The sequence below is a fragment of the Saccharospirillum sp. genome (assembly GCF_039982735.1).
In the GTDB taxonomy this organism is placed as follows: Bacteria; Pseudomonadota; Gammaproteobacteria; order Pseudomonadales; family Natronospirillaceae; genus Saccharospirillum.
This window is the reverse complement of the sequence record NZ_JBDWXV010000002.1, coordinates 104341-123973: the sequence shown is the minus strand read 5'-3', so window position 1 is coordinate 123973 and position 19633 is coordinate 104341. Positions and strand designations below refer to the sequence as shown.

The following is a 19633-nucleotide window of genomic DNA, read 5'->3' as shown; positions in this document are numbered from 1 at the left end:
CTTCGCTGGCGCGTGGTGCTATTAACCGGCACTGTCGAGACACCCACATTAGGCTACTATCAAGAATTGTCTTTCTATAGTTTTTATTAATGAGTTAGGGTGGGTGTCTCGATAACGATTTACTCGCTGGATTAGCAGTTCGATTTACCCTGTCCAGGCTAGCTGGAGGCTGGTCGCAGCGTGATTCGTGTAAGCTCTGAAGGTCTGCCCAGGCGTAAGGCAAACCCAGGCCATAGTGCTGTGCCGTTGTTGACATACAGTTGCATGCCGCTGACGTCATAAAGCCCGGAAACGAACCCTCCGTTAACCAAAGCAGTGAGTCTGTCTAGGCCCAATATCATTCCGCCGTGGGTATGACCAGAAAGTTGTAGCGCGACACCTTGGCTGGCTGCATCACGAGCGTTTCTTGGCTGATGGTCGAGCAGGATAATGGGCACATCTTTCGGCACACCAGCCAACGCTTGTTTCAGGTCTGGTGGGGGAAAGCCGGTTTCCGGCGCTGTCACATCGGTAACGCCGGCCAGTACGATCTGTGCCCCATTGCGCTTGATCAGCGCATGACTGTTGGCGATCTGTACCATTCCGAGCGATCTGAAGTGCTGCATCCAGGCCTCGCTGTCGAAGAAGTACTCGTGATTACCAGGAATTACATAAACACCGTCAGGCGCACGTAACTCACGCAAGGCAGCTATATCCAGCATACGGTCTGCAATTGAGCCATCAATCAGGTCGCCCGTCACTACGATCAAATCCGCCCCAACCGCGTTCGAATCGCTCACTACCGCTTTCGTCCATGGCGCATCAAATAGACGGCTGATATGCAAATCAGTGAGTTGCAAGATTGTGTACCCCTCAAATTGCGGAGGGAGATTTTTGATAGCGATCTCGACGTCCTTGATGGGCGGAATTCGTACTGCTTGCTGGACACCGATGGCTGCAAGTACGAGAGCACCGGAAGCCATCCAGTAACGCAACCCCAAAGGAATAGTTATCCATCGCTGCCGTACAAGCATCATCAGCAGCGCTCCTAGGTCGACGATAAGCTGGAGCACCGCAACGAATAGAATTGCACCGAACGCCCAATTGAAGAGCATCACAAAGCCACGCGGAAACTCCGGTGAGAACACGCTGCCGGAGGAGAGACGGCTGTACAGGTGATATTGCGAGGCGAGCAGCAGCAGTACCGCAACCGCAATTTTGGCTGAAAGCGCCCACGGCATTGGCCAGATGAACCGCACAATGACGTATACGCAAGGCATGCCGAACATAACATGAAACATCTGTGCTATTCCTCGCTTGAGATGGCTTGTGACGCTTCGGCCCTTGGGTGTCGAGCCAGCCGTGTTTGCTGAGCCACTCCAGTCTCCAACAATTCCCTACGCCCAGCGCTGTCATTAGCGATCATCCAGCCAGGGTATTCAAAAGATAGGGCGCTAGTCTCGGCAAGCATTGGCACGATCTCGCGCTCGGCATCTCGTCCGATCAGGGAGTAAAAACTTTGGTATGACTGGAAACGAGAGATGCAAGCCCTATCGGAGACACCCAGCGCTTTACTCACCTGCCAGGCAGCCCAGTTGAAACACCGATGTAGCGAACATGGCCATGTCGGACGAGGAATTCGAGCGCACGCAGAGTTTCATCAATGGGTGTCGCAGGATCCCACGGCCAGCGATTCGGTCGACCTCATCCTGAAGAACGCCACCCGCTGCAGCGTAATGCGGAGTAGGTGTGCCAAAGGTCATAGTACCAAGGCAGAATTCAGAGACGAGTAGCCCGGTTGAATCAAGTTGACGATAACGCATGGTTGCGACTCTTGATGGATGAGTCTGCATCAAGCCATACAAATACGGAACTTGCAAGTTCCGAAACTAAAAAGTATCGTTAATCTATTCCATGAGGTTGTTGTGATGAAGCGGGACGATTTGATGAGGGTTAAAAGCGGGCATACTGCCGAGAATCCAGTGCGTGGACGTAAGCGTGATCCAGGATTGGATGCAGCCATTTTGGGAGCGGTGATCGAGGTAGTTGCTGAGCTCGGCTATGACTCCATGACGATGGATATGGTCGCGTTACGCGCCAAGACTGGAAAGGCGGCTGTCTATCGCCGGTGGAAGTCTAAGGCGAATTTGATTGTTGATGCAGTGGCGTACCTGAAGAGCACGCAGGTCGATTCTGACTCACTTCCGGATACAGGAACCCTGAGGGGGGATCTGCTCGGGCTGTTCAAGCCGTCTACTGCACGTGAGGGTGAACGGAACTTGCGAGTCATGGCCGGTCTGGCCTCGGTGCTATCGCTGCATCCTGAATTGGCAGAGGCAGGTAACGCTGCCATCGTCGAACCATGGGCGAAAGTTAATCGTCGCTTGATGGAACGAGCGGTTGCTCGGGGGGAAGTCCATGCCAAAGCCGACATCGACACGGCATGCCAGGTCTTGCCCTCAATGGCCGCGTATCGGGCATTGATACAGCGTAAGCCGTTCGAACGGCAGTTCCTGATCAGCGTCATCGACGGTGTATTGATGCCTGCTCTTGGCATAGATCCGGCTAAAACACCTACTGAAACTATCCCCCCCAAGAAAGATCAGGTGTTGCGGTAACCCCCTGAGATTAAGGGTGGCCAATCGGGACAGCCAACATAGTGGGCACCAATTGACTGCCATTGCCTGAGTTGCCTGGAACAGTTCGGGAGGCCAGGCTACCTCCCGAATAAGTCGGATTCAGATCGAATGTCAGGTTTTGGTAGTCACCCTCCCGACACTTCAAGCCTCGCCATTAATCGGGCCAGCTCTTCCTGCCATTGCTTCTGACGATCGGGCTTCTGAAATTTCGGTTTTCGGGTTTGATCATCAGCCAATTTCTGTTCCAGTTCGATTATCCGTTCAAGCAACCGGTCGGGATCATCCATTTGCGAACCCGGTGTTGTATGGCGAGGTGCATCAGGATCAGGTCCGTGTTGCGATGACTCAACATGATCGTGGGATCCAAAGACGTCATCGTATTGGCCGAGGTCATGAATTTCGATCAACTGCCCGCGATGAATCCACCAGAATCGGGTCGCCACCCGCTCAATGAATCGGCGATCGTGTGAGGTAAACAACAACGACAACCCGGGTTGCCTGAGGTTGGCTTCGAGCTCTTCTTTTCCCTGCAGATCAATGTGGTTGGTGGGTTCATCCATGATCAGCAGGTTGGGCTGATCCAGTTGAAAGGTCATTAGCAGCAGGCGGGCTTTCTCGCCATCCGTACCGACCGACTGTGATCCAGGTAGGGAAACCCCCAATGGATCAGCGACTGACGAATGTCATCGTCAGTAGCGCTCGTTTGCTCACGAACCCAATCCTGAATGGACTGATCCGATTCGAACCGTTCGAGTTCCTGGTCGAAATAACCAATTCGTACATTGGGGTTGAATCGGGTCGTCGTTTGTTGATCCGACGGACGTTGATGCGTTTCAATCAGGCGGCGAATGGCGCTGGATTTACCGGCACCATTGACGCCCAGCAGCGCAATTCGGTCGCCTGGCCGAAACAGCCGCTCCTCGACATGAAACAGTTCTGCTCCATTCGGAGCTGTCACCCTTTCGTTTTCCAGTATGAACAGTTGACGTGCTTTCAGCAGCTCCGCATCGATGTTTAATGACAGGCTTGACCCAGCGGTAACAAAGGTCTTTTCGGACTCAAGCCGATCAATCCGCTTTTCCATGGTTTTGGCTTTTCGGGCCAGATCTTCGTTGTCATAGACTTTACCCCAGTGCGCCAGGCGTTTCGCACTGCGCTGGAGTTTGTCGATCTGCTGCTCCTCTGCCTTGCGGGCTTTCTCGGCGGCTTCATCCTGTTCCGCCAGCCGCGTTTTGGCAGCGGTGTAGCTGTCGTTGAAGCTGTAGATACGCTCATCTCGTAGCCAGAGTGTCCGCTGTGTGACGGTGTCGAGCAGGTCCCGATCATGTGAAATCATGATAAAGCCTGGCACGTCTGGTTTCTGTAGGTAGCGATTCAGATGCCACATTGCCGTGCTGTCCATGTGGTTACCGGGTTCGTCGAGCAACAGCAGTTCCGGTTCCAGCAAGACGGCACGGGCAAACAGTGCCAGGTTTTTCTGCCCACCACTGAGGCTCGCCATGGGCAAAGCCCACTGAGACTCGTTAAAACCCAGTTCGGTCAGAATGTTCTCAACGCGATAGCCTTCGGTAAGCTGCCTGGTTGTCGGCAATACGTCTATGACCGCATCGTGCAGTGGAATGGGGTTCAATTCTGACGGCAAAAATTGTTCAACCCGACCGATGACCAGCCCGCGCTGAACCTGGACCCGCCCGTCATCCGGTTCCAGATCACCCGCCATTAAGGCCAGCAGTGTGGATTTGCCGGAGCCATTGTGGCCAACAAGACCAATACGGTCTCCTGCTTCTATGGAAACCGATAACTGACTGAATAGAGATTTGGTTCCTGCCTGATAGGAGACATTAAATAAGGAAATTAAAGACATAACTCACCTGCGTGCAATTCAATACGAAGCACAGATGAACACTGATTGGCGTTGGAAAGGTCAGCGTATTCTGTGCGTTAAACGGCCAGAATCGCTTTGCGTGGGTCTCCAAGATGGTATGCGTAACTTAATACGCACATAACTGCAGCGGACTGCATGTGGAGCTCCTTCTGTTGGTGAGTGACCGATTCAGTTTACTCGGACTTCGATCGGATGCCAAATGCGGTCTTTGATGAATATATATAGGCTGCCTGATTCTTTCGGGGCACCCTGGCAGTCGCAGACCCTTAGGGCTCACTGGGACGCATTGGCTTTAAGTACCTCCAGCGGCACGATCGATAACGCACTCCTGTGGGTGGCTTCCAGATTCACGATCGGCACACAGCCCTTGTCGTGGGCCTGCAGGTAACACTGTTGAGCCACCCACAGTAGCTAGCTATCAAGGAGAGTCAACCAATAGTATTAAGTAATGAGCTAAGGTGGGTGTCCCGACAATGTGCTCGTTGTGAGCCTTAAGGTGACCAGCTATCAGGGATAGTCTTCCAATAGTTTTAAGTAGTGAACTAAGATGGGAGTCTCGACGAAGTGTGGTGGCAGGGTCAAGTCTTCTGGTGGGTGTCACTGTGGTTTAAGTAGGCGGTGTTGCGAGCTATTCCATATGCACAGAAAGGGTTGGTTCGAGAAAGATTTTTGATGAGGGTATGTCTTATGGATCTTGAGTTTGTGCGGGATAAATCTAAGGGTGTTGCTTTAAAATATGGCATTCATATACCTGCCACGTTGCCTTTTCTTGAAAGTGCTCTTAAGCCAAGACCGATCAATGAAATTGTTGACCGTGCACTTGCTAATTCTGTAGTCGTTGCTGCATCTTATGGATTCAATAAAGAATCTGCATTTGAGTGGCTGAATAGCGAGTCATTAGTTTACTTGTTAAGCCCCCAGGAGCTCAATTTCCTAAGCGGAAACGAAGAAAATATTCGACTCTTTAATGAGCAAGTTGAGGCGCTGTACAGCTTCTCATGGTCTCTTAACCAATTCACTCATTTGGATTTTTCAAGAGAATGCCCTGATAATCTAGTAAAAGTCTATCCAGATCTTATAGCAATGGAATCAGATGTTAGATTTAGGGAAAATACTAAGCTCAGACCTGTTCAGGAGCTTATTGAGATGTGTGATCTCGCGTACTGCATGCATTGGGGTATTAAGCAGGCTGATATTGACGGGGTTAAACTAAAAACGGCACTTGATCTATTCATGGCACCTGAAAGAAGGCGTGCATTGGAATGGATGCTAGGTAATGAGGAGTGGGATGAAGTGCCGTTAGACACCTAGACTCATAAATGTACGATTTGCAAGTCTACCATTATTGCAGACGAACTAATAGGACAGGTGAGGTAGTGTGTAATAACTTTGAGTGGAGAGGGAGAGTAGGCACTTCATTAAACATCGGTCGCTTTGTATGGGTGCCTGTCGACCTAGTAGATTGTCAAGTAGGTATTCAGCGGTCATTATGCAGTGATCTACTGCTCGTATATTTGACAGTATGTGCTATTGCGAATCAGGGAGTCCAAGGAATGAAGAATCGATACGTTAAGTTTCTGGTCGAATCAGCCGCGTATACACTTGGATTGTTGTTGATCGGGGCTGCAGTTTGGTTTTGGCTAAAAGACTCCGGAATAACCTATCAAGACGTTTTATTTTGGATAGCTATTGCGCCAATTGGCTTGTTTTGCCTATCCCTATTCGGGCGCGTTGCATCGGGCGAAAGTGCAGAATACCAGATCAGCAAAACCACTATTAACGGTTCAGGAATTTCCAAGTCTGCTGATGAACTCAGGGATGAAGACGCTGCCTTTGGTACCCTGGTGAAGTTGCTTGTTCCCGGGGTGATGACGCTGCTGATTAGTATGTTGATGTGAAGGGCTAATGAGACAGGCACAATGGTGGCTTGGCCGGACACCCAGAGGCTAATAGGAGAGGCAGGGCGGCACTGTCGAAACGCACACATTAGGTAACTATCAGCACTCTTATTTAAATAGTTTTTATTAATAAGCTTTGTGTGAGTGTCCTGGCAGTACTTTTTCTAGGGTCATCGATAGACGTGTTAACAAACCCTAGCTGACAATTGAGCTACGGGTATCGCACTGGTAGGTTTTATATAATGCCCGAACCCCCTCCATCATCAGCATTCGATATTCATCCGGGCTCTCCGAATGCCCCGATTTCTCCATCAGGTCTCGATGCTGCTTCGACAAACTCAGTTTTGGGTACAGGCCACTGACAAAGGCAAGATGTGTCACTAAAAACCGACGGGCACCGTCAGCTGACGCAAACAGATTTTTCTGCAATAGCTGGTCGATAATCTCTGACAACTGCTCGTTCAATCGCTGTTTGAATAGAAGCAGGCGCTCTGCCGAGGCTTTTTGCTCAAACACGCCAGCCAGTAACTCATAGAAACGCATCATTCTCGGATTGCCCAGCACAATGGTCATCCATTGATCGACAAAGGTCTCTGGGTTGATGTCGGAGCGCTCCATCAACCCGGTAACATGGGTTATCCAGCTATCCATGTCTCTCGACATTAATGTCAGAAACACATCCTCCTGTGTTGGAAAATACCGGTACAGGTTGGACCGCGTAAAGCCCGCTGCTTTGGCGATTTTCGCTAAGGTAATGTCATCGTAACGATAGCAATCAAACAGGTCGGAGGCGGCCTGCAGAATCTGTGCTTCACGTTGCTCGATCTGGTCATCCTGGCGCGCTCGCTGCCAGCCACTGCATGTTTTCATAGTTCTGAAAGGTCCCGGTCACAGGGTCGTTATCATACGGTTTGTGGGTCGAAAGTCATTTTTTGATATAAAAGACAGAGCGTCTCTTGAATAAAGACACTGTGTCTCTTATTATCTGGTCAATCATTGCACAACAGGACGGCCCCTGTGAAGAATCTTGCTGCTCAAACACTGATGGGGCTTAACCAAACTCGGAGGCATGAGTGGCTGTAAAGCCACTAACGCGCCTCTGGCAGGTAATTGGCGCTGTGATTCTGCTCACTTTGCTATTGGGAGTTACCTTTATGCTTTTCAGCCAACAGTTCGGCAGTCGTCCGAGTGACGACGATCGACACCGGTTTAAACAATCCGAGTATTACAACGGTTCAACGTTCGTCAACTTGAGCCCGCCGGCACCGAAAGACCCCGAAGTCGGTGGATGGAAAGCGGCCTGGCAGTTTTTGCGCGGCACACCGAACCGTACGCCCGACCAAGGGACGGTGGCAGCCATCCCCATTCAACCAGAAGCGTTGGCACCGGTAGAGGGCCCGGAGCTTTACTGGTTCGGGCATTCGTCTTTTTTGCTGCAGTGGCATCAGCGCAATTTTCTGTTTGACCCGGTTTTTGCCGATGTCGCGGCACCACACCCCTGGCTAGGCTCTAAACGGTACAGCGGTCAGTTGCCCATTCAACCGGGCGACCTTCCTCACATCAATGCCGTGTTTATTTCACACGATCACTACGACCATCTGGATCTGACCGCTATACGTCAACTAGCCGGGAAAACCGAACGTTTTTACGTCCCCCTCGGGGTAGGTACACACCTTCGTGGCTGGGGCATTGAGCCCTCGCGCATTGTTGAGTTGGACTGGTGGGAGCATACATCACTCAACGAACTGGCCATCACGCTGACACCGGCCCAGCATTTCAGTGGTCGTCGCCCGACCGGTCAGAATCAATCTTTGTGGGGTGGCTGGCACCTAAAAAGTGACGACTTCAGCCTCTTTTTCAGTGGTGACACCGGCTATAGCCCTCACTTTACAGAAATACGCCAACGTCTCGGGGCGGTCGACTTTGCCTTGCTGGAATGCGGGCAGTACAACCCGGCTTGGGCTGACATTCACATGATGCCCGAAGAAACCGTAAAAGCGGCGCGCGATCTTGAGGCTGGTGTAATGATGCCAGTGCATTGGGGAGCCTTCACGCTGTCGATTCATGCCTGGAATGAACCGGCGCAGCGCGTGGTCGCCGAGGCTCAGAAACAGAACCAGGCCATTGTGGTACCGCGCATTGGCGAACGACTCGATTTGCTATCGCCACCGACGACGATACGCCCCTGGTGGGACGTACGGCTGCAATCCATGACTGCACAGGAAGCCAAAGGAGCCTCTGATTATGTTTGATCTCAACTCCGTACCATCGCAAGAAGGCCGAGTCGCTATCGTGACCGGCGCCAATGTCGGCTTAGGGTATTCGACGGCACTGGAACTGGCCAAAAATGGCGCCACGGTGGTTTTGGCTTGTCGCAACAAAGACAAAGCCGAAGCGGCCATCGCGTCGTTAAAAAATGACGTACCTGAAGCGAGCTTAAGCTACCTGCCTCTCGACTTGAGCGACCTGTCCTCTGTAAGGGCCTTTGCTGAACGCTTTCTGAGTCAGTTTGATCGGCTCGACCTGCTGATCAACAACGCCGGTGTCATGGTGCCGCCTTACGAGAAAACCGTAGACGGTTTTGAGTTACAGATGGGGGCCAACTACTTTGGGCACTTCCTGTTGACCAGCTTGCTGTTGCCTTTGCTGGAAAAAACCGGAGACGCACGCATCGTTAACCTGAGTTCCATTGCCCATCGCAGCGGCAAGATTCATTTCGACGATCTTCATTTCGAAAAACGCTATTCAAAGATGGAAGCCTATGGCCAATCAAAGCTGGCCATGTTGATGTTCACCTATGAACTGGATAAACATCTTAAAGACCGTGGATACTCGACGCTGGCTGTAGCAGCGCATCCGGGTGTTGCCAATACTGCGTTAAGCCGTTATCTACCTAAACCGCTCATCGTCATACTGACCCCCGTGGCCGGCTTCCTGTTGTCCTCACCGGAAGAAGGCGCACTGCCTCAATTGTATGCGGCGCTCGGCGAGGATATTCACAGTGGCGATTACATAGGACCTAACGGCTTTAATGAAATGCGCGGTAAGCAACCGGTTAAGGTACAGCCCCGGCCTCACGCATTGCACGCAGACGTCAGCAAGCGACTGTGGGACGTGTCGTTAGAACTGACCGGGGCGAAGTATTTCGACTGATGGTGTTTATCGCTCATTGCTCATGATGCGCCTACCGTGACACCCACGTTAGGCGGCTTCTCAAAAGGCTCTGATCAGGAAGGCTTCCTGATCATGGCAATGCCGATCCAGAGAAACCAGACGATTCCGGTAATACCGAACAGATCTCTCAACACCGGTTCAGTGGAAAAAATCGTGGCTACGCCGATCGCCCCCTTTACCAGCGTGAACGCTGATAGGGGCTTTGAGAACAAGCCATGGCGCCAGCTAACCGCTCCAAAGAGTAACAACCACACACCACCGATAAACTCGATGCCGCCGCCCAGGCTTTCCGTCAGCAGGGCTCTGGCATAGTAGATTACCTCTGCTGCAGCGGGGTTCGAGGTGCTATAGCTTGCCAATAGCTCATGTGAAGTTATGCCGATCATGCCGGTGCATAACAATACCACTACCCAGAAGTAGCCAAACAGCGTGGCCAGTGCCATGGCGGGTTGCGACACCTTCTGGTAAAGGCCGCCAATGACATACACGCAGAAGCACAGCAGACAAGCAAAAAGGACATAGCCCAAAACGTAGGTAACGTTAAATAAGCCCTTATTTTCAATGAGGTATGCAATCTTTTCGGCGGTAGTCGCATCTGCCGGTGTGCTCAATAGGGCGCCATAGATGATGAAGAGGGTGATATAACATAAAGCCATGCCGATAAAGGCTGCGCCGGCAAGGGGTTTTAACGGACGCTGGGCCGGGTTTATTTCGTTGATCAGTGTGTCCATCTCTTGGTTTCCTCAGTGTTTATCTCAGGTTGATGGAGCCATTTTGGGCCTTTCCGCCGCTGTAATCGTCTTTTCCAAGTGAGAAGGACACTGTTTTTGAGTCATTGCGAAGGCCTATCCTGTTCGCCAGGATGAGTTGAGGCATCACAGATGCACTCAACTCTCATTTGGCTGTGATTGATACTAGGGGCAGTGATAGGTCGACCTACCAGCGATACCCCAGGGAAACGCCGAACGCTGTTGCATCCAGCACAACCGATTCGCCGTAAAGCTCCACCTCTGCGGTGGCATAGCGAAGGTCAACGCCGGCCGTGAATTGGTCGGTCAGTAGGTAGTCGACACCGGCGTTCAGCCACAGCCCAGTGTCCATGTCCTCTTCCTCTGTGTCTCCCGACCCGTCATTGTTCACCTGTGCGGCATACGCCAAGTTAACACCGCCACCAATGTAGGGGCTGAACTTCGATTGCAGGTCAATGTACTTTCTCAACCCCAGCTGTGCCGCTGCGGTATAGGTGCCTTTCACCTGGCTCGTCGTACTGTCTTCGCTGCCAGACCCAAACAAATCGACGGCAACGCGTATGCCATGAAATCCGGTCTTGAAATCGGTCAGCACGCCTATCGAGCCATGGCCATCCTGTGCACTCCAGGCACTGGCATCAATCGTCTGGCCGCCAAAATAGGCTTTGGTATTGATGGTTGATTCACCAGCCTCAGCCACGGTTAGCAAGGCAGTCGATAAGGTGACAGCAACGGCAATAGACAGTTTAAAGGGGTGGTTCATGTGTGGTTTCTCCGGTTAAGGTAAGAAGTAATCAGCGATGGAATAATGACGGTCCGAAAACGTTGCGCCGGGAAACGGCTGTAACTGACGTTGACCGTGGCTCGTTTCGTTGGCCATAAAGCCCATCAACTTTTTACAGTTTTCGTCAAAAGTTGAGGGTGCTATTATGGTTTTTCTGCCGCTGTCTTCGTCCTTTCCAAGTGAGAAGGACAGGTTTTTGACCAAATTAAAGGGAATTCAGGATGTTTATCGATGGGATAAGCGTTGGTATAGGGGTGTTGTTTCTATCGCTGCTCTATCTGAATCCGGCCTATCACAAACCGAGTAAACTCGTTGCCGGCGTCATAGTTATCATGAGTTGGCTGGTATCCGGCACACTTATGCTGGATCAGGGAGGCCTATTCGCGAGGCTCTATATCGCCTCAATCCCCGTCGTCTTTTTCCTACTGCTACCGATGATCTATTGGTATCAGCAGCGGTTGACCGCCTATGGCACTCAGCCACAGCCCGAGAAACGAGCCCTCCATTGGATACCCGTTGGGCTGGCTGGCTTGCTCAGCCTATCCATTGGCTTAATGCCGGGCGAAGACTTCAACAACATGTTCTTTAACGACCCGGAGCAGCTTTCGGTCTGGGTGGGTATTAATTCCGCAGGGTTTGCCTTTCTTTTGGTCGGGTGGACGATCCTGAGCGTTCTCTACCTCGGTAGAATCGTGATCAATACCAGGGCATATCACCAACGACTGAATACCGAGTTTGCAGACCATGAAGGTAAGCGGCTGGACTGGCTTGTCGGCTTTACCGCCCTGCTGGTGGTCACCTGGCTTTATGCACTCATTGTTTTGGGGGCATCCTCCGCTACATCGATGCCGTTTATTAGCGAAACCGCGCTTTCTTTAATGGTCCTTCTGCTTATTTGGCTATTTTGCCTGCAGACTTTGAACAGAAGACCAGCATTTTCCCATATTGAACCGGACCCCGAACCCGAACCGGAATTGGGATCAGAAGAAGGTTCTGAGCAGAAATACGCTAATTCCTCGATTGATGGTGAACGCTTAAAACGCATCGCCGATAAGGTTGAACGGAAAGTGAGGGGAGAAAAGTCCTATCTGGACCCTGATATCGATGCCTCAACGCTCGCGTCTGAACTTGGTATTTCCGGTCATTACTTATCACAAGTGTTGAGTCGGGAAATGCAGACGACCTTTTACAGTTACATTAATGACGCTCGTATTGAAGCGGCGAAAGAAGCACTGAAAGCCAGTGAACAGACTGTTTTGGAAGTCGCATTATCCGTCGGATACAATACCCGTTCGTCGTTTTACAATGCGTTTAAGAAGAGAACAGGCATGACGCCAAGTAAATATAAGGCGTCTGCCACTTCAGCTGAGCCGTTTCATTAGCCGACTGGTTTCATCGTGATACGCGTATCGCACGATTATCGTGACATCCACCCAAGTCCACTATCAAGAACTGGTTTTATATAGTTTTTATCTATTAGCTAGTGAGGGTGTGGGTGGCCCACCGAGAATCTTCTAAACGAGAATCTTGCGTCAGCTCTTTGAATGGGCCGTTTAAGCAGGCTTCAATATCTTTGCTATCATAGGGAATGGACATAAAATTGATAGTTGCTGGAAAGCATTAAAGTCCTGCCAGCATATTGCGTAGAATACGACAATAGCGGGACAGGTAAAATGCTTAAATCAACTTTTAGATTATGTGCCATCGGCATGTTAGTGCTTTTTCTGGCAGCATGTAATAGGACAGGCGATACTTCAAGCAGGCCTTTACTGACCAAGATATCCGCTGCTAGCAGTGAGGAGTGTCCGGCCGGTGGTTCGATGCTTACGGTTGGGTACGACAACACCGACGACGGGACCATCAATGAAGTAGTCGATATCGCCACGATGTGCAATGGCGAATCCGGCTAGAACCTTATCGTTGAATACAGCTACGATACATCATGTGAATCTGGCGGGACCTCACTTGACTTCGGTTACGATATCAATGATGACGGTTTAATCGATGCCATTGTAGACACTGCTATAATTTGTTCTTCCAACGAAGTTCTTAACGATATTTACGGAACACGAGTTCTGTATTTTGTTGACGGTGTTACTACGCCCAATCTTAACTTTTCCGATAAGTTCATTGACGTACTTAGTAATCTGGAGTTACGTGGTGTAATTGAGCTGACGGAAGTCATGTCTGCTGACTTTGCGGCCAGCATCGGTACTGGTGATTTTGATGTCGTTATATATTCGGAACGGAATGTTGGAATTCCTCAGGCTAATGTCACCGCGTTAACTCAATGGGTAGACGCTGGAAATTCGGCCATTCTGTCAACCTGGTCTCCAAACGTGGTGATTAATCAATTGTTCGAGACCAGCTCTGTGGGAGTAAACTTCACGTCAGCCACGTTCACCGATGAAATTGTCGGGCTATTCCTTAACGAAGTCCCTGTATCAGACACGGGGTGGGTTACCTACTCCCGCCAGCTGCAACCAATCGGTTCTGCCTATACCGCGTGTTCGTGGGCGAACAATACATCCTGTGCCGTGGTTGGCAACGGTGGAAAAACAATCAATCTAGGTATTCTTGTCGATTCATTGTCTTTGTATCATACTGAGATACTTGTTCCAAACCTGATAAGACAGATTTTGTAACGAACTAATTCGACAGGCATTATAGTATGTATCGAGAGATAACAAGCAGTCTGATATTTTGCTTCATTTGTTCGCCGTCAGTTTGTAGAATTGAGTAACGAGTATTGAATATGCATCTGGTGATGGATGTTAACCACCACATTGGAGGGTAAGACAAGCTTTCCTCCTCCTTGGCGAAGGGAAAAAAATGAACAAAGTATGGATGCTTACTGGAATTGTTTTGCTTTCCGCGTGTGAGTATACGAATGACGACCGGGTTGTCCCTAATCATTTTGACATCCAGGATGCCATCATCCTTTTTACAGAAAACGGGGAACCGTTAAAAAAAGTTACCCGAAATGGAGCAGTGGAGGAAGTCGCAGTCTTCGATGAAAGTGGTCACTTGAATCCAATTGTTTCGAGTTTCCCGACGCGGGGAGCAAATAATATAGCCGTGATTCATTATGCCTACGAGGTGTATTGGGTTCGTTCACCTTCAGGGGATGTGATTTCAGAACCTATACTAACGAGCTTGGATGGCCTCAATGACACCGTTCTTTATGGGGACTATGGAAGCTTTCGTGAGTTTAAAGAGGATATTTTCCAAACCCAGGGAGACTTTGCTGTTTTCAGGGTTGTTAACGATACTCTTGACAAGATGGAACTTCAGGTGGGGGAGTTTGACTCTAGCGGCCAGTTAGCCACTAATTCAGTTCCTAATTCTGAGAATACAAGAAATTTTCATCTCAGCCAGAAAGGGTTGCTCGCTTTTACAACTACAGCGACTGCGAGCAATGAATGCAGAACTGTTATTGCCAGCTTAACGGACACAGAGCAGTTAGCGATTGACTCAAATGTGTTTTATTGGGTCGGTTCAAGTGGCTCTCTCTATTATCAGCCATGGGAATATAATTCGTATTATGAAGGAGAGATATTTAGAGTTGTCGATGAAGGTGCTCTTACATCTGAATTAGTTGGGAGCAGCCGGATAATCTTGCCTGCATGCGCATCAGGAAGCCATTTTATTGGTGTAATTGATGATAAAACCTATTTTTTTGATGAGCTAAATAGGTCCATCATCGAGTTCAATGAAAGTACTTTTACTCTGCAGGTTCTTGATACCGAGTCATTGTATGGTGCTTTCGGTGCAGGAACGGCTGGTGACTACATTTATATATGGCGGGATAGCGGAGTCGAGACTGTCTTGGAGCAGCTGGATCCCATTAGCGGTGTTAAGACTGAAATATTCTCTGTTGAAGAGCCATTCTATGGAAGAATAATAGATGACACATTTTGGGCAAGGACGTGGGGATTGGAAAATGATCGTATTGTTAAGGTTGATGGTTTGTCTTCCCTATCAGGTATGACCCTCCCAACCGAAATATTCCGTACACCCGGAAAGGACTCATTTAATTTCATATGGTTGACTGATTGAGTTCTTCTAACTTGAGTTTACAGTCATTTTTAAGGCTGAGAACTATCAGGTTGTGGCCGGTTTTTTAGAAGCTGGTAGGTATTTGAGATATAGGTTGAGCCGTATCTAACCAAAGTCAATTAGGTGAGGGCTAAATGGGCTACTATCACAATGATAATAACACTTCCGTGATTCTCACATTAGGTGGCTACTTAGAACAGGCTACCGATGATTTTTATTAGTGCATAGGCTAGGTGTCTCAGTTGCTGTCATTCTCTGCTGAGTTCATCAAATCAGATACCCAATCAATGAACACGCGTAGTTTGGCGCTGATATAACGGTTTTGTGGAAAGGCGACGTACAGCGGCATAGGGTCAAGCTGCCACTCTTCGAACAGGGGTATCAGTTCATTTCTGGCGACTGCCTCATTCGCCATGTAGACCGGGAGCGAGAGCACCCCCAAGCCTGCCATACCTGCAGCCAGATGCGCGTTGCCATCGTCGACGGAGATTCGGTTACGGCCTTGCACCGTGATGGACTCACCGTTTTGTTTCAATACATAGGGCAGTGCCTTACCGATACGTTCCCAGGTGAAGCCGACTACACAGTGATGTGGCCCTGCCAACTCATTCGGGTGTAGTGGTGTGCCGAACTGTTCCAGATATCCGGGGGAGGCATATAGACCGAACGGCAAGCTCCCTACGCGGCGTGCCACCAGTGAAAGATCAGCCAATTCCCCGCCACGCACCACGCAGTCCACGCCCTCTCCAACAATATCCACAACCCGGTCGCTGACTCCCAGGTCCAGCTGTATGTCGGGGTACTGTGCGTAGAACGAAGGCAGGGCGGGTATCAGGATAAAACGAGCCAGCGGGCTGGGTACATCCACACGCAATCGCCCTCGGGGAACGGCAATCGCACTGGGCAAGCCGGTTTCTGCATCGTCCATATCGGCCAATAGCTTCACCGCTCGTTCGTAGTAGGCCGCACCGTCGGCGGTTACATTGACCTTACGGGTGGTGCGATTGAGCAGCTTGACCCGCAAGTGTGCCTCCAGTTGCTGAACCAGTTGTGTGACGCTGGTCTTGTTCATGTGGAGTGTGTCAGCTGCCTTGGTAAAGCTGCCTGTTTCCACCACTCGAACAAACGCCTGCATGGCATTGAAACGGTCCATGGTTACTCCGGCTCTTTTAGATTGTTTGGATTATACAAACAATGTTGACGGCAATGGCTAGTTTATCGGCCCCGAAAGCGGCTTTACAGTAATCCCATCACTAACCAGGGCCTAGTTGCCCAAAGATGGAGTTACCCATGAACAAACGTGACGTCGTTTTTCCGCCTGGCCGCCAGGCACTTTACGAACAGAACCGCTACTCACCGGCGGTCCGTTCCAACGGGCTTTTATTTGTTTCCGGGCAGGTAGGTAGCCGCGAGGATGGCTCACCAGAGCCGGACCTGGAAAAACAGGTACAACGGGCGTTCGATAACCTGAATGCCATTCTAAAGGAGGCGGGTTGCACCTTTGATGATGTGATCGACACAACCCTGCTTGTTGTGGACCCTGACTCGGTCTTTGGCCCTGTGATGAAGGTAGTGCATGAAAACTGGGGAGAGGCGCCGTACCCAACACTGACCGGCATCGGGGTTACCTGGTTGTTTGGCTTTCAGTTTGAAATCAAGGTGATCGCAAAACTGCCAGAAGGTGCCACGGGTTCAACAGCTCGCTAGAACCAGGTTCTGAACCAGAGTTTTATTGGGCAATGGCGAGTGCCTGAACAGCCGGATGTTGAGATTTAAAGCGCACTGTCGAGACACCGGCATTAGACCGCGATCAAAAGCCATCTTCTTATAGCTTTCGTTTAAGGACAGGGTGAGTGTCTATACCCTGTTGCTTGCCGGTGTCGATTCAGGCGGGCTGACGCTGGTCGAATGCTTGGCGGGCTTTATTCACTTCTGGCAGTTTCTCTATCGTCCAGCAATACAGTGCCTTGTAGGGCTGTAACAGGCTTTGGCCGATGTCGGTTAGTTCATACTGTACCGCTACCGGTGAGCTGCTGATGACTTCACGGGTGACAATACCGTTGCGTTCCAGGCGTCTTAAGGTCTGGGTCAGTGACTTTTGGGAAATGCCTTCCAGCAGTCGCTTGATATCGTTGAAGCGACGCGGGTGTTGCTCAAGGACGGTCAGAATCATCATCGTCCACTTGTCGGCAATTTCGGCAAATAGAACTCGATTTGGGCAATGGGCGGTAAAACACGGATTGTCGGCCACAAGGTTTCCTCAAGGTAACTTGGTGCAATTGAAGTGCCTAATTTACACTAGGTATAAAAAATATACTATGTTCGCCGTTAAACAACCGAACAGGAAATTTTTTTTGATGTCTGCTGATTCTATTGATACATCCGTTCTCTTCCAGCCCGTTGAACTGGGCTCTCTGACCCTTAAAAATCGCATTGTAATGGCCCCGATGACGCGCAATATGGCGCCCGAAGGCATTCCCGGTCAAGCCAATGCCGACTACTACCGTCGTCGCGCCGAAGCGGATGTCGGCCTGATTCTGTCGGAAGGTACGGTGATCAACCGACCGGTGTCACGCAACGAACCGAATATTCCCTTTTTTCACGGCGAACAAGCGCTGGCCGGCTGGAAAACGGTGATCGATGGCGTGCATCAGGCTGGCGGCCGCATGGGTCCGCAAATCTGGCATACCGGCACGGCCCCCAGCGGCAGTGGCTGGACGGCCGAAGGGGAGATGGAAAGCCCGTCCGGTCTGTTCGCTCCGGATAAGCCAGTCGGCAAAACCATGACCGACGCTGATATCGCCGACACCATAGACGCCTTTACTCAAGCCGCAGTAGATGCCAAACGCCTGGGGTTTGATGTGGTTGAAGTGCACGGTGCTCATGGTTACCTGATTGACCAGTTTTTCTGGGCAGGTACCAATCAGCGAACCGACCGCTGGGGTGGCGACACGGTGCTGGCACGTGCCAACTTTGGCGTTGAAGTCATTAAATCGATCCGCCAGGCGGTGGGCCCTGACTTCCCTGTGCTGTTGCGGTTAAGCCAATGGAAACAGCAGGACTACAAAGCCAGGCTGGCGCAGTCACCAGCGGAAATGGACGCATGGCTCGGGGTTTTGGCCGATGCCGGAGTGGATGTTTTCCATTGCTCGCAACGCCGTTTCTGGGAAGCCGAATTTCCTGAGGTTGATGGTGAAAACGGATTGAACTTTGCGGGTTGGGCGAAAAAACTGACCGGTAAAACCACCATCAGCGTTGGTTCGGTCGGCCTTGATGGCGATTTCTTCTCTGCCTTTGGCGGTCACAGTTCGCAGCGAACGGAGCTGGATCAATTGGTGCGTCGCCTGGAGCGCAACGAGTTTGATCTGATCGCCGTCGGACGGGCCTTGTTGGGCGACCCCAACTGGGCGCAGAAAGTTCAGCGCGGTGCCAGCGATGAACTGACCGGATTCGAACCAGCGCAACTGGCTGAGCTGGTCTGACCTGACCAGCACTCACTGTACCGGTGTTCAGCAACGGCTGACACCGGTTTTAGCCCGATCTTGCTGTGACACCCAAGATAAACGGCGTCGCATCGACAATTGGATAAAGGGCATTTAAATAGGTAGGGCTATCGACCCTGTTTTTTCGACAGCTCTGCCTATTGGGCTTGGGGCTGATCGCTCAGTCATTACCAGGAAGTCAGCGCCGACTGTCCAGACCTGGGTATCAGGTAGAGTAAAGGCGTTCACAGGCCACTTCCGTTTTAGCCAGCCCAAACAAGGAGGTCCATGACCATTCTCCAGGGTTGAGTACAAAATCATCGCTGACGCTCAACCCACTGGTTATCTGTATATCGCTAGTGGTTACTGCATCGCGAAAGCCCACCGTATGGTGCTGGCTTACCACTTCCTCTCCTGCCAACAGCCGCTCCGTGATGACCTTGGAGTGGATAACAAGTTGGATGCTTTCGGCCCGTGAAATACCAACCCCATGTCCATTGAAATTGCCCGAGGCGATTCGTATCGCAACTGAAACGCAGGACCCGTCACTCTGACTGGCAACCAGCTCACCTCTTCCGACGATCCCCTGAAGCCGCATTAGCCTGCCTCGTTTAGGCGACTCTATAAAAATCATACCCGTGGGTGCCTTGCCCTCACTCAACGCGGTCCCAGGTGAATTGAAATCACTAACGAGTTCGCCACCGGTTACATCGGCCATGGCGACGCTGGCTAGGAACAGGCCTATAATGGTTCCTCCTATGGCTAAACGTTTCATTTGACACCCCCGGTCGATGGGTTGAATCCTATGCCGCCCGGGTCTTCACTTGGCTGTGCCAGCAGCCAGAGTAACCAAAGGGCCCCGATCACGGGAATTATAATCAGCAGTAAGCACCACCCCGATTGCCCAATGTCGTGGAGTCGTCGTACACTGACTGACAGGGTCGGTATCAGTGCAAGGGCACTGTAGAGTCCCTCTAAAGCGCC

At 50.9% G+C, this 19633-nt stretch carries 20 protein-coding genes; 10 read left to right on the top strand and 10 right to left on the bottom strand.

What is annotated here, in order from left to right:
- Window positions 1-158: 158 nt before the first annotated feature.
- Both ABJT94_RS01360 and ABJT94_RS01355 read right to left on the bottom strand, forming a co-directional pair.
- Window positions 159-1280: a metallophosphoesterase gene (locus tag ABJT94_RS01360; RefSeq protein ID WP_348473887.1), complete on the bottom strand. Its 1122-nt coding sequence runs from the start codon at window positions 1278-1280 to the stop codon at window positions 159-161.
- Window positions 1281-1550: 270 nt separating this feature from the next.
- Window positions 1551-1802, bottom strand: a complete 252-nt coding sequence (locus ABJT94_RS01355; RefSeq protein ID WP_348473886.1) for a hypothetical protein — start codon at window positions 1800-1802, stop codon at window positions 1551-1553.
- An 18-nt stretch (window positions 1803-1820) separates the two neighbouring features.
- Here ABJT94_RS01355 and ABJT94_RS01350 point away from each other — a divergent pair, with 18 nt between their 5' ends.
- Window positions 1821-2597: a TetR/AcrR family transcriptional regulator gene (locus tag ABJT94_RS01350; protein ID WP_348485096.1), complete on the top strand. Its 777-nt coding sequence runs from the start codon at window positions 1821-1823 to the stop codon at window positions 2595-2597.
- Between the two features lie 146 nt (window positions 2598-2743).
- On the opposite strand, the gene ABJT94_RS01345 is transcribed toward ABJT94_RS01350, so the two are convergent.
- Both ABJT94_RS01345 and ABJT94_RS01340 read right to left on the bottom strand, forming a co-directional pair.
- Complete coding sequence (locus tag ABJT94_RS01345; protein WP_348473884.1) at window positions 2744-3214, bottom strand: hypothetical protein; 471 nt, start codon at window positions 3212-3214, stop codon at window positions 2744-2746.
- Complete coding sequence (locus ABJT94_RS01340) at window positions 3214-4482, bottom strand: ATP-binding cassette domain-containing protein (RefSeq protein ID WP_348473883.1); 1269 nt, start codon at window positions 4480-4482, stop codon at window positions 3214-3216. The genes ABJT94_RS01345 and ABJT94_RS01340 overlap by 1 nt, the downstream gene beginning before the upstream one ends.
- A gap of 708 nt (window positions 4483-5190) precedes the next feature.
- Between ABJT94_RS01340 and ABJT94_RS01335 the strand changes: the two genes are divergently transcribed.
- Both ABJT94_RS01335 and ABJT94_RS01330 read left to right on the top strand, forming a co-directional pair.
- The gene (locus ABJT94_RS01335) at window positions 5191-5814 is read left to right on the top strand and encodes a DUF4272 domain-containing protein (protein ID WP_348473882.1); all 624 of its coding nucleotides are present in this window, start codon (window positions 5191-5193) and stop codon (window positions 5812-5814) included.
- Between the two features lie 242 nt (window positions 5815-6056).
- Window positions 6057-6401, top strand: a complete 345-nt coding sequence (locus tag ABJT94_RS01330) for a hypothetical protein (protein WP_348473881.1) — start codon at window positions 6057-6059, stop codon at window positions 6399-6401.
- 195 nt (window positions 6402-6596) lie between these two features.
- Here ABJT94_RS01330 and ABJT94_RS01325 read toward each other — a convergent pair whose 3' ends face one another.
- Entirely contained in the window at window positions 6597-7271 is a 675-nt protein-coding gene (locus tag ABJT94_RS01325) for a TetR/AcrR family transcriptional regulator (RefSeq protein ID WP_348473880.1), read from the bottom strand.
- Window positions 7272-7555: 284 nt separating this feature from the next.
- Between ABJT94_RS01325 and ABJT94_RS01320 the strand changes: the two genes are divergently transcribed.
- Window positions 7556-8653, top strand: a complete 1098-nt coding sequence (locus ABJT94_RS01320) for an MBL fold metallo-hydrolase (protein WP_348473879.1) — start codon at window positions 7556-7558, stop codon at window positions 8651-8653.
- On the top strand, window positions 8646-9554 hold the full coding sequence (locus ABJT94_RS01315; RefSeq protein WP_348473878.1) for an oxidoreductase: 909 nt from the start codon (window positions 8646-8648) through the stop codon (window positions 9552-9554). Before ABJT94_RS01320 ends, ABJT94_RS01315 begins: the two co-directional genes overlap by 8 nt.
- Before the next feature lie 74 nt (window positions 9555-9628).
- On the opposite strand, the gene ABJT94_RS01310 is transcribed toward ABJT94_RS01315, so the two are convergent.
- Together ABJT94_RS01310 and ABJT94_RS01305 are read right to left on the bottom strand one after the other, a co-directional pair.
- Window positions 9629-10306, bottom strand: a complete 678-nt coding sequence (locus tag ABJT94_RS01310) for a DUF4386 family protein (protein WP_348473877.1) — start codon at window positions 10304-10306, stop codon at window positions 9629-9631.
- 205 nt (window positions 10307-10511) lie between these two features.
- On the bottom strand, window positions 10512-11087 hold the full coding sequence (locus tag ABJT94_RS01305) for an OmpW family outer membrane protein (protein WP_348473876.1): 576 nt from the start codon (window positions 11085-11087) through the stop codon (window positions 10512-10514).
- Between the two features lie 242 nt (window positions 11088-11329).
- On the opposite strand from ABJT94_RS01305, the gene ABJT94_RS01300 reads away from it, so the two are divergent.
- The 3 genes from ABJT94_RS01300 to ABJT94_RS01290 all read left to right on the top strand — a co-directional run bounded on the left by ABJT94_RS01300 (window position 11330) and on the right by ABJT94_RS01290 (window position 15167).
- A complete protein-coding gene (locus tag ABJT94_RS01300) occupies window positions 11330-12490 on the top strand; it encodes a helix-turn-helix transcriptional regulator (RefSeq protein WP_348473875.1) in 1161 nt (386 codons plus the stop codon).
- Between the two features lie 801 nt (window positions 12491-13291).
- The gene (locus ABJT94_RS01295; protein WP_348473874.1) at window positions 13292-13753 is read left to right on the top strand and encodes a hypothetical protein; all 462 of its coding nucleotides are present in this window, start codon (window positions 13292-13294) and stop codon (window positions 13751-13753) included.
- A gap of 187 nt (window positions 13754-13940) precedes the next feature.
- Window positions 13941-15167 carry a hypothetical protein gene (locus ABJT94_RS01290; protein ID WP_348473873.1) on the top strand — a complete coding sequence of 409 codons (1227 nt, stop codon included), beginning with the start codon at window positions 13941-13943 and terminating at the stop codon, window positions 15165-15167.
- Between the two features lie 238 nt (window positions 15168-15405).
- On the opposite strand, the gene ABJT94_RS01285 is transcribed toward ABJT94_RS01290, so the two are convergent.
- Window positions 15406-16320, bottom strand: coding sequence for a LysR family transcriptional regulator (locus ABJT94_RS01285; protein WP_348473872.1), 915 nt, complete (start codon window positions 16318-16320; stop codon window positions 15406-15408).
- A 137-nt stretch (window positions 16321-16457) separates the two neighbouring features.
- Between ABJT94_RS01285 and ABJT94_RS01280 the strand changes: the two genes are divergently transcribed.
- Window positions 16458-16874, top strand: coding sequence for a RidA family protein (locus tag ABJT94_RS01280; protein ID WP_348473871.1), 417 nt, complete (start codon window positions 16458-16460; stop codon window positions 16872-16874).
- Between the two features lie 178 nt (window positions 16875-17052).
- On the opposite strand, the gene ABJT94_RS01275 is transcribed toward ABJT94_RS01280, so the two are convergent.
- A complete protein-coding gene (locus ABJT94_RS01275) occupies window positions 17053-17418 on the bottom strand; it encodes a helix-turn-helix domain-containing protein (protein ID WP_348473870.1) in 366 nt (121 codons plus the stop codon).
- Window positions 17419-17524: 106 nt separating this feature from the next.
- Here ABJT94_RS01275 and ABJT94_RS01270 point away from each other — a divergent pair, with 106 nt between their 5' ends.
- The gene (locus ABJT94_RS01270) at window positions 17525-18649 is read left to right on the top strand and encodes an NADH:flavin oxidoreductase (protein ID WP_348473869.1); all 1125 of its coding nucleotides are present in this window, start codon (window positions 17525-17527) and stop codon (window positions 18647-18649) included.
- 226 nt (window positions 18650-18875) lie between these two features.
- Here the strand turns inward: ABJT94_RS01270 and ABJT94_RS01265 are convergent, their stop codons facing one another.
- Complete coding sequence (locus tag ABJT94_RS01265; protein WP_348473867.1) at window positions 18876-19424, bottom strand: hypothetical protein; 549 nt, start codon at window positions 19422-19424, stop codon at window positions 18876-18878.
- Window positions 19425-19633: the final 209 nt, after the last annotated feature.

Coding starts and splice junctions, on each gene's coding strand:
- ABJT94_RS01290 (WP_348473873.1), top strand. CDS start 13,941: ATGAACAAAGTATGGATGCTTACTGGAATTGTTTTGCTTTCCGCGTGT.
- ABJT94_RS01350 (WP_348485096.1), top strand. CDS start 1,821: ATGAGTCTGCATCAAGCCATACAAATACGGAACTTGCAAGTTCCGAAA.
- ABJT94_RS01310 (WP_348473877.1), bottom strand. CDS start 10,306: ATGGACACACTGATCAACGAAATAAACCCGGCCCAGCGTCCGTTAAAA.
- ABJT94_RS01360 (WP_348473887.1), bottom strand. CDS start 1,280: ATGTTTCATGTTATGTTCGGCATGCCTTGCGTATACGTCATTGTGCGG.
- ABJT94_RS01340 (WP_348473883.1), bottom strand. CDS start 4,482: ATGTCTTTAATTTCCTTATTTAATGTCTCCTATCAGGCAGGAACCAAA.
- ABJT94_RS01355 (WP_348473886.1), bottom strand. CDS start 1,802: ATGCGTTATCGTCAACTTGATTCAACCGGGCTACTCGTCTCTGAATTC.
- ABJT94_RS01305 (WP_348473876.1), bottom strand. CDS start 11,087: ATGAACCACCCCTTTAAACTGTCTATTGCCGTTGCTGTCACCTTATCG.
- ABJT94_RS01280 (WP_348473871.1), top strand. CDS start 16,458: ATGAACAAACGTGACGTCGTTTTTCCGCCTGGCCGCCAGGCACTTTAC.
- ABJT94_RS01330 (WP_348473881.1), top strand. CDS start 6,057: ATGAAGAATCGATACGTTAAGTTTCTGGTCGAATCAGCCGCGTATACA.
- ABJT94_RS01335 (WP_348473882.1), top strand. CDS start 5,191: ATGGATCTTGAGTTTGTGCGGGATAAATCTAAGGGTGTTGCTTTAAAA.
- ABJT94_RS01345 (WP_348473884.1), bottom strand. CDS start 3,214: ATGACCTTTCAACTGGATCAGCCCAACCTGCTGATCATGGATGAACCC.
- ABJT94_RS01300 (WP_348473875.1), top strand. CDS start 11,330: ATGTTTATCGATGGGATAAGCGTTGGTATAGGGGTGTTGTTTCTATCG.
- ABJT94_RS01285 (WP_348473872.1), bottom strand. CDS start 16,320: ATGGACCGTTTCAATGCCATGCAGGCGTTTGTTCGAGTGGTGGAAACA.
- ABJT94_RS01295 (WP_348473874.1), top strand. CDS start 13,292: ATGTCTGCTGACTTTGCGGCCAGCATCGGTACTGGTGATTTTGATGTC.
- ABJT94_RS01270 (WP_348473869.1), top strand. CDS start 17,525: ATGTCTGCTGATTCTATTGATACATCCGTTCTCTTCCAGCCCGTTGAA.
- ABJT94_RS01320 (WP_348473879.1), top strand. CDS start 7,556: ATGCTTTTCAGCCAACAGTTCGGCAGTCGTCCGAGTGACGACGATCGA.
- ABJT94_RS01265 (WP_348473867.1), bottom strand. CDS start 19,424: ATGAAACGTTTAGCCATAGGAGGAACCATTATAGGCCTGTTCCTAGCC.
- ABJT94_RS01325 (WP_348473880.1), bottom strand. CDS start 7,271: ATGAAAACATGCAGTGGCTGGCAGCGAGCGCGCCAGGATGACCAGATC.
- ABJT94_RS01315 (WP_348473878.1), top strand. CDS start 8,646: ATGTTTGATCTCAACTCCGTACCATCGCAAGAAGGCCGAGTCGCTATC.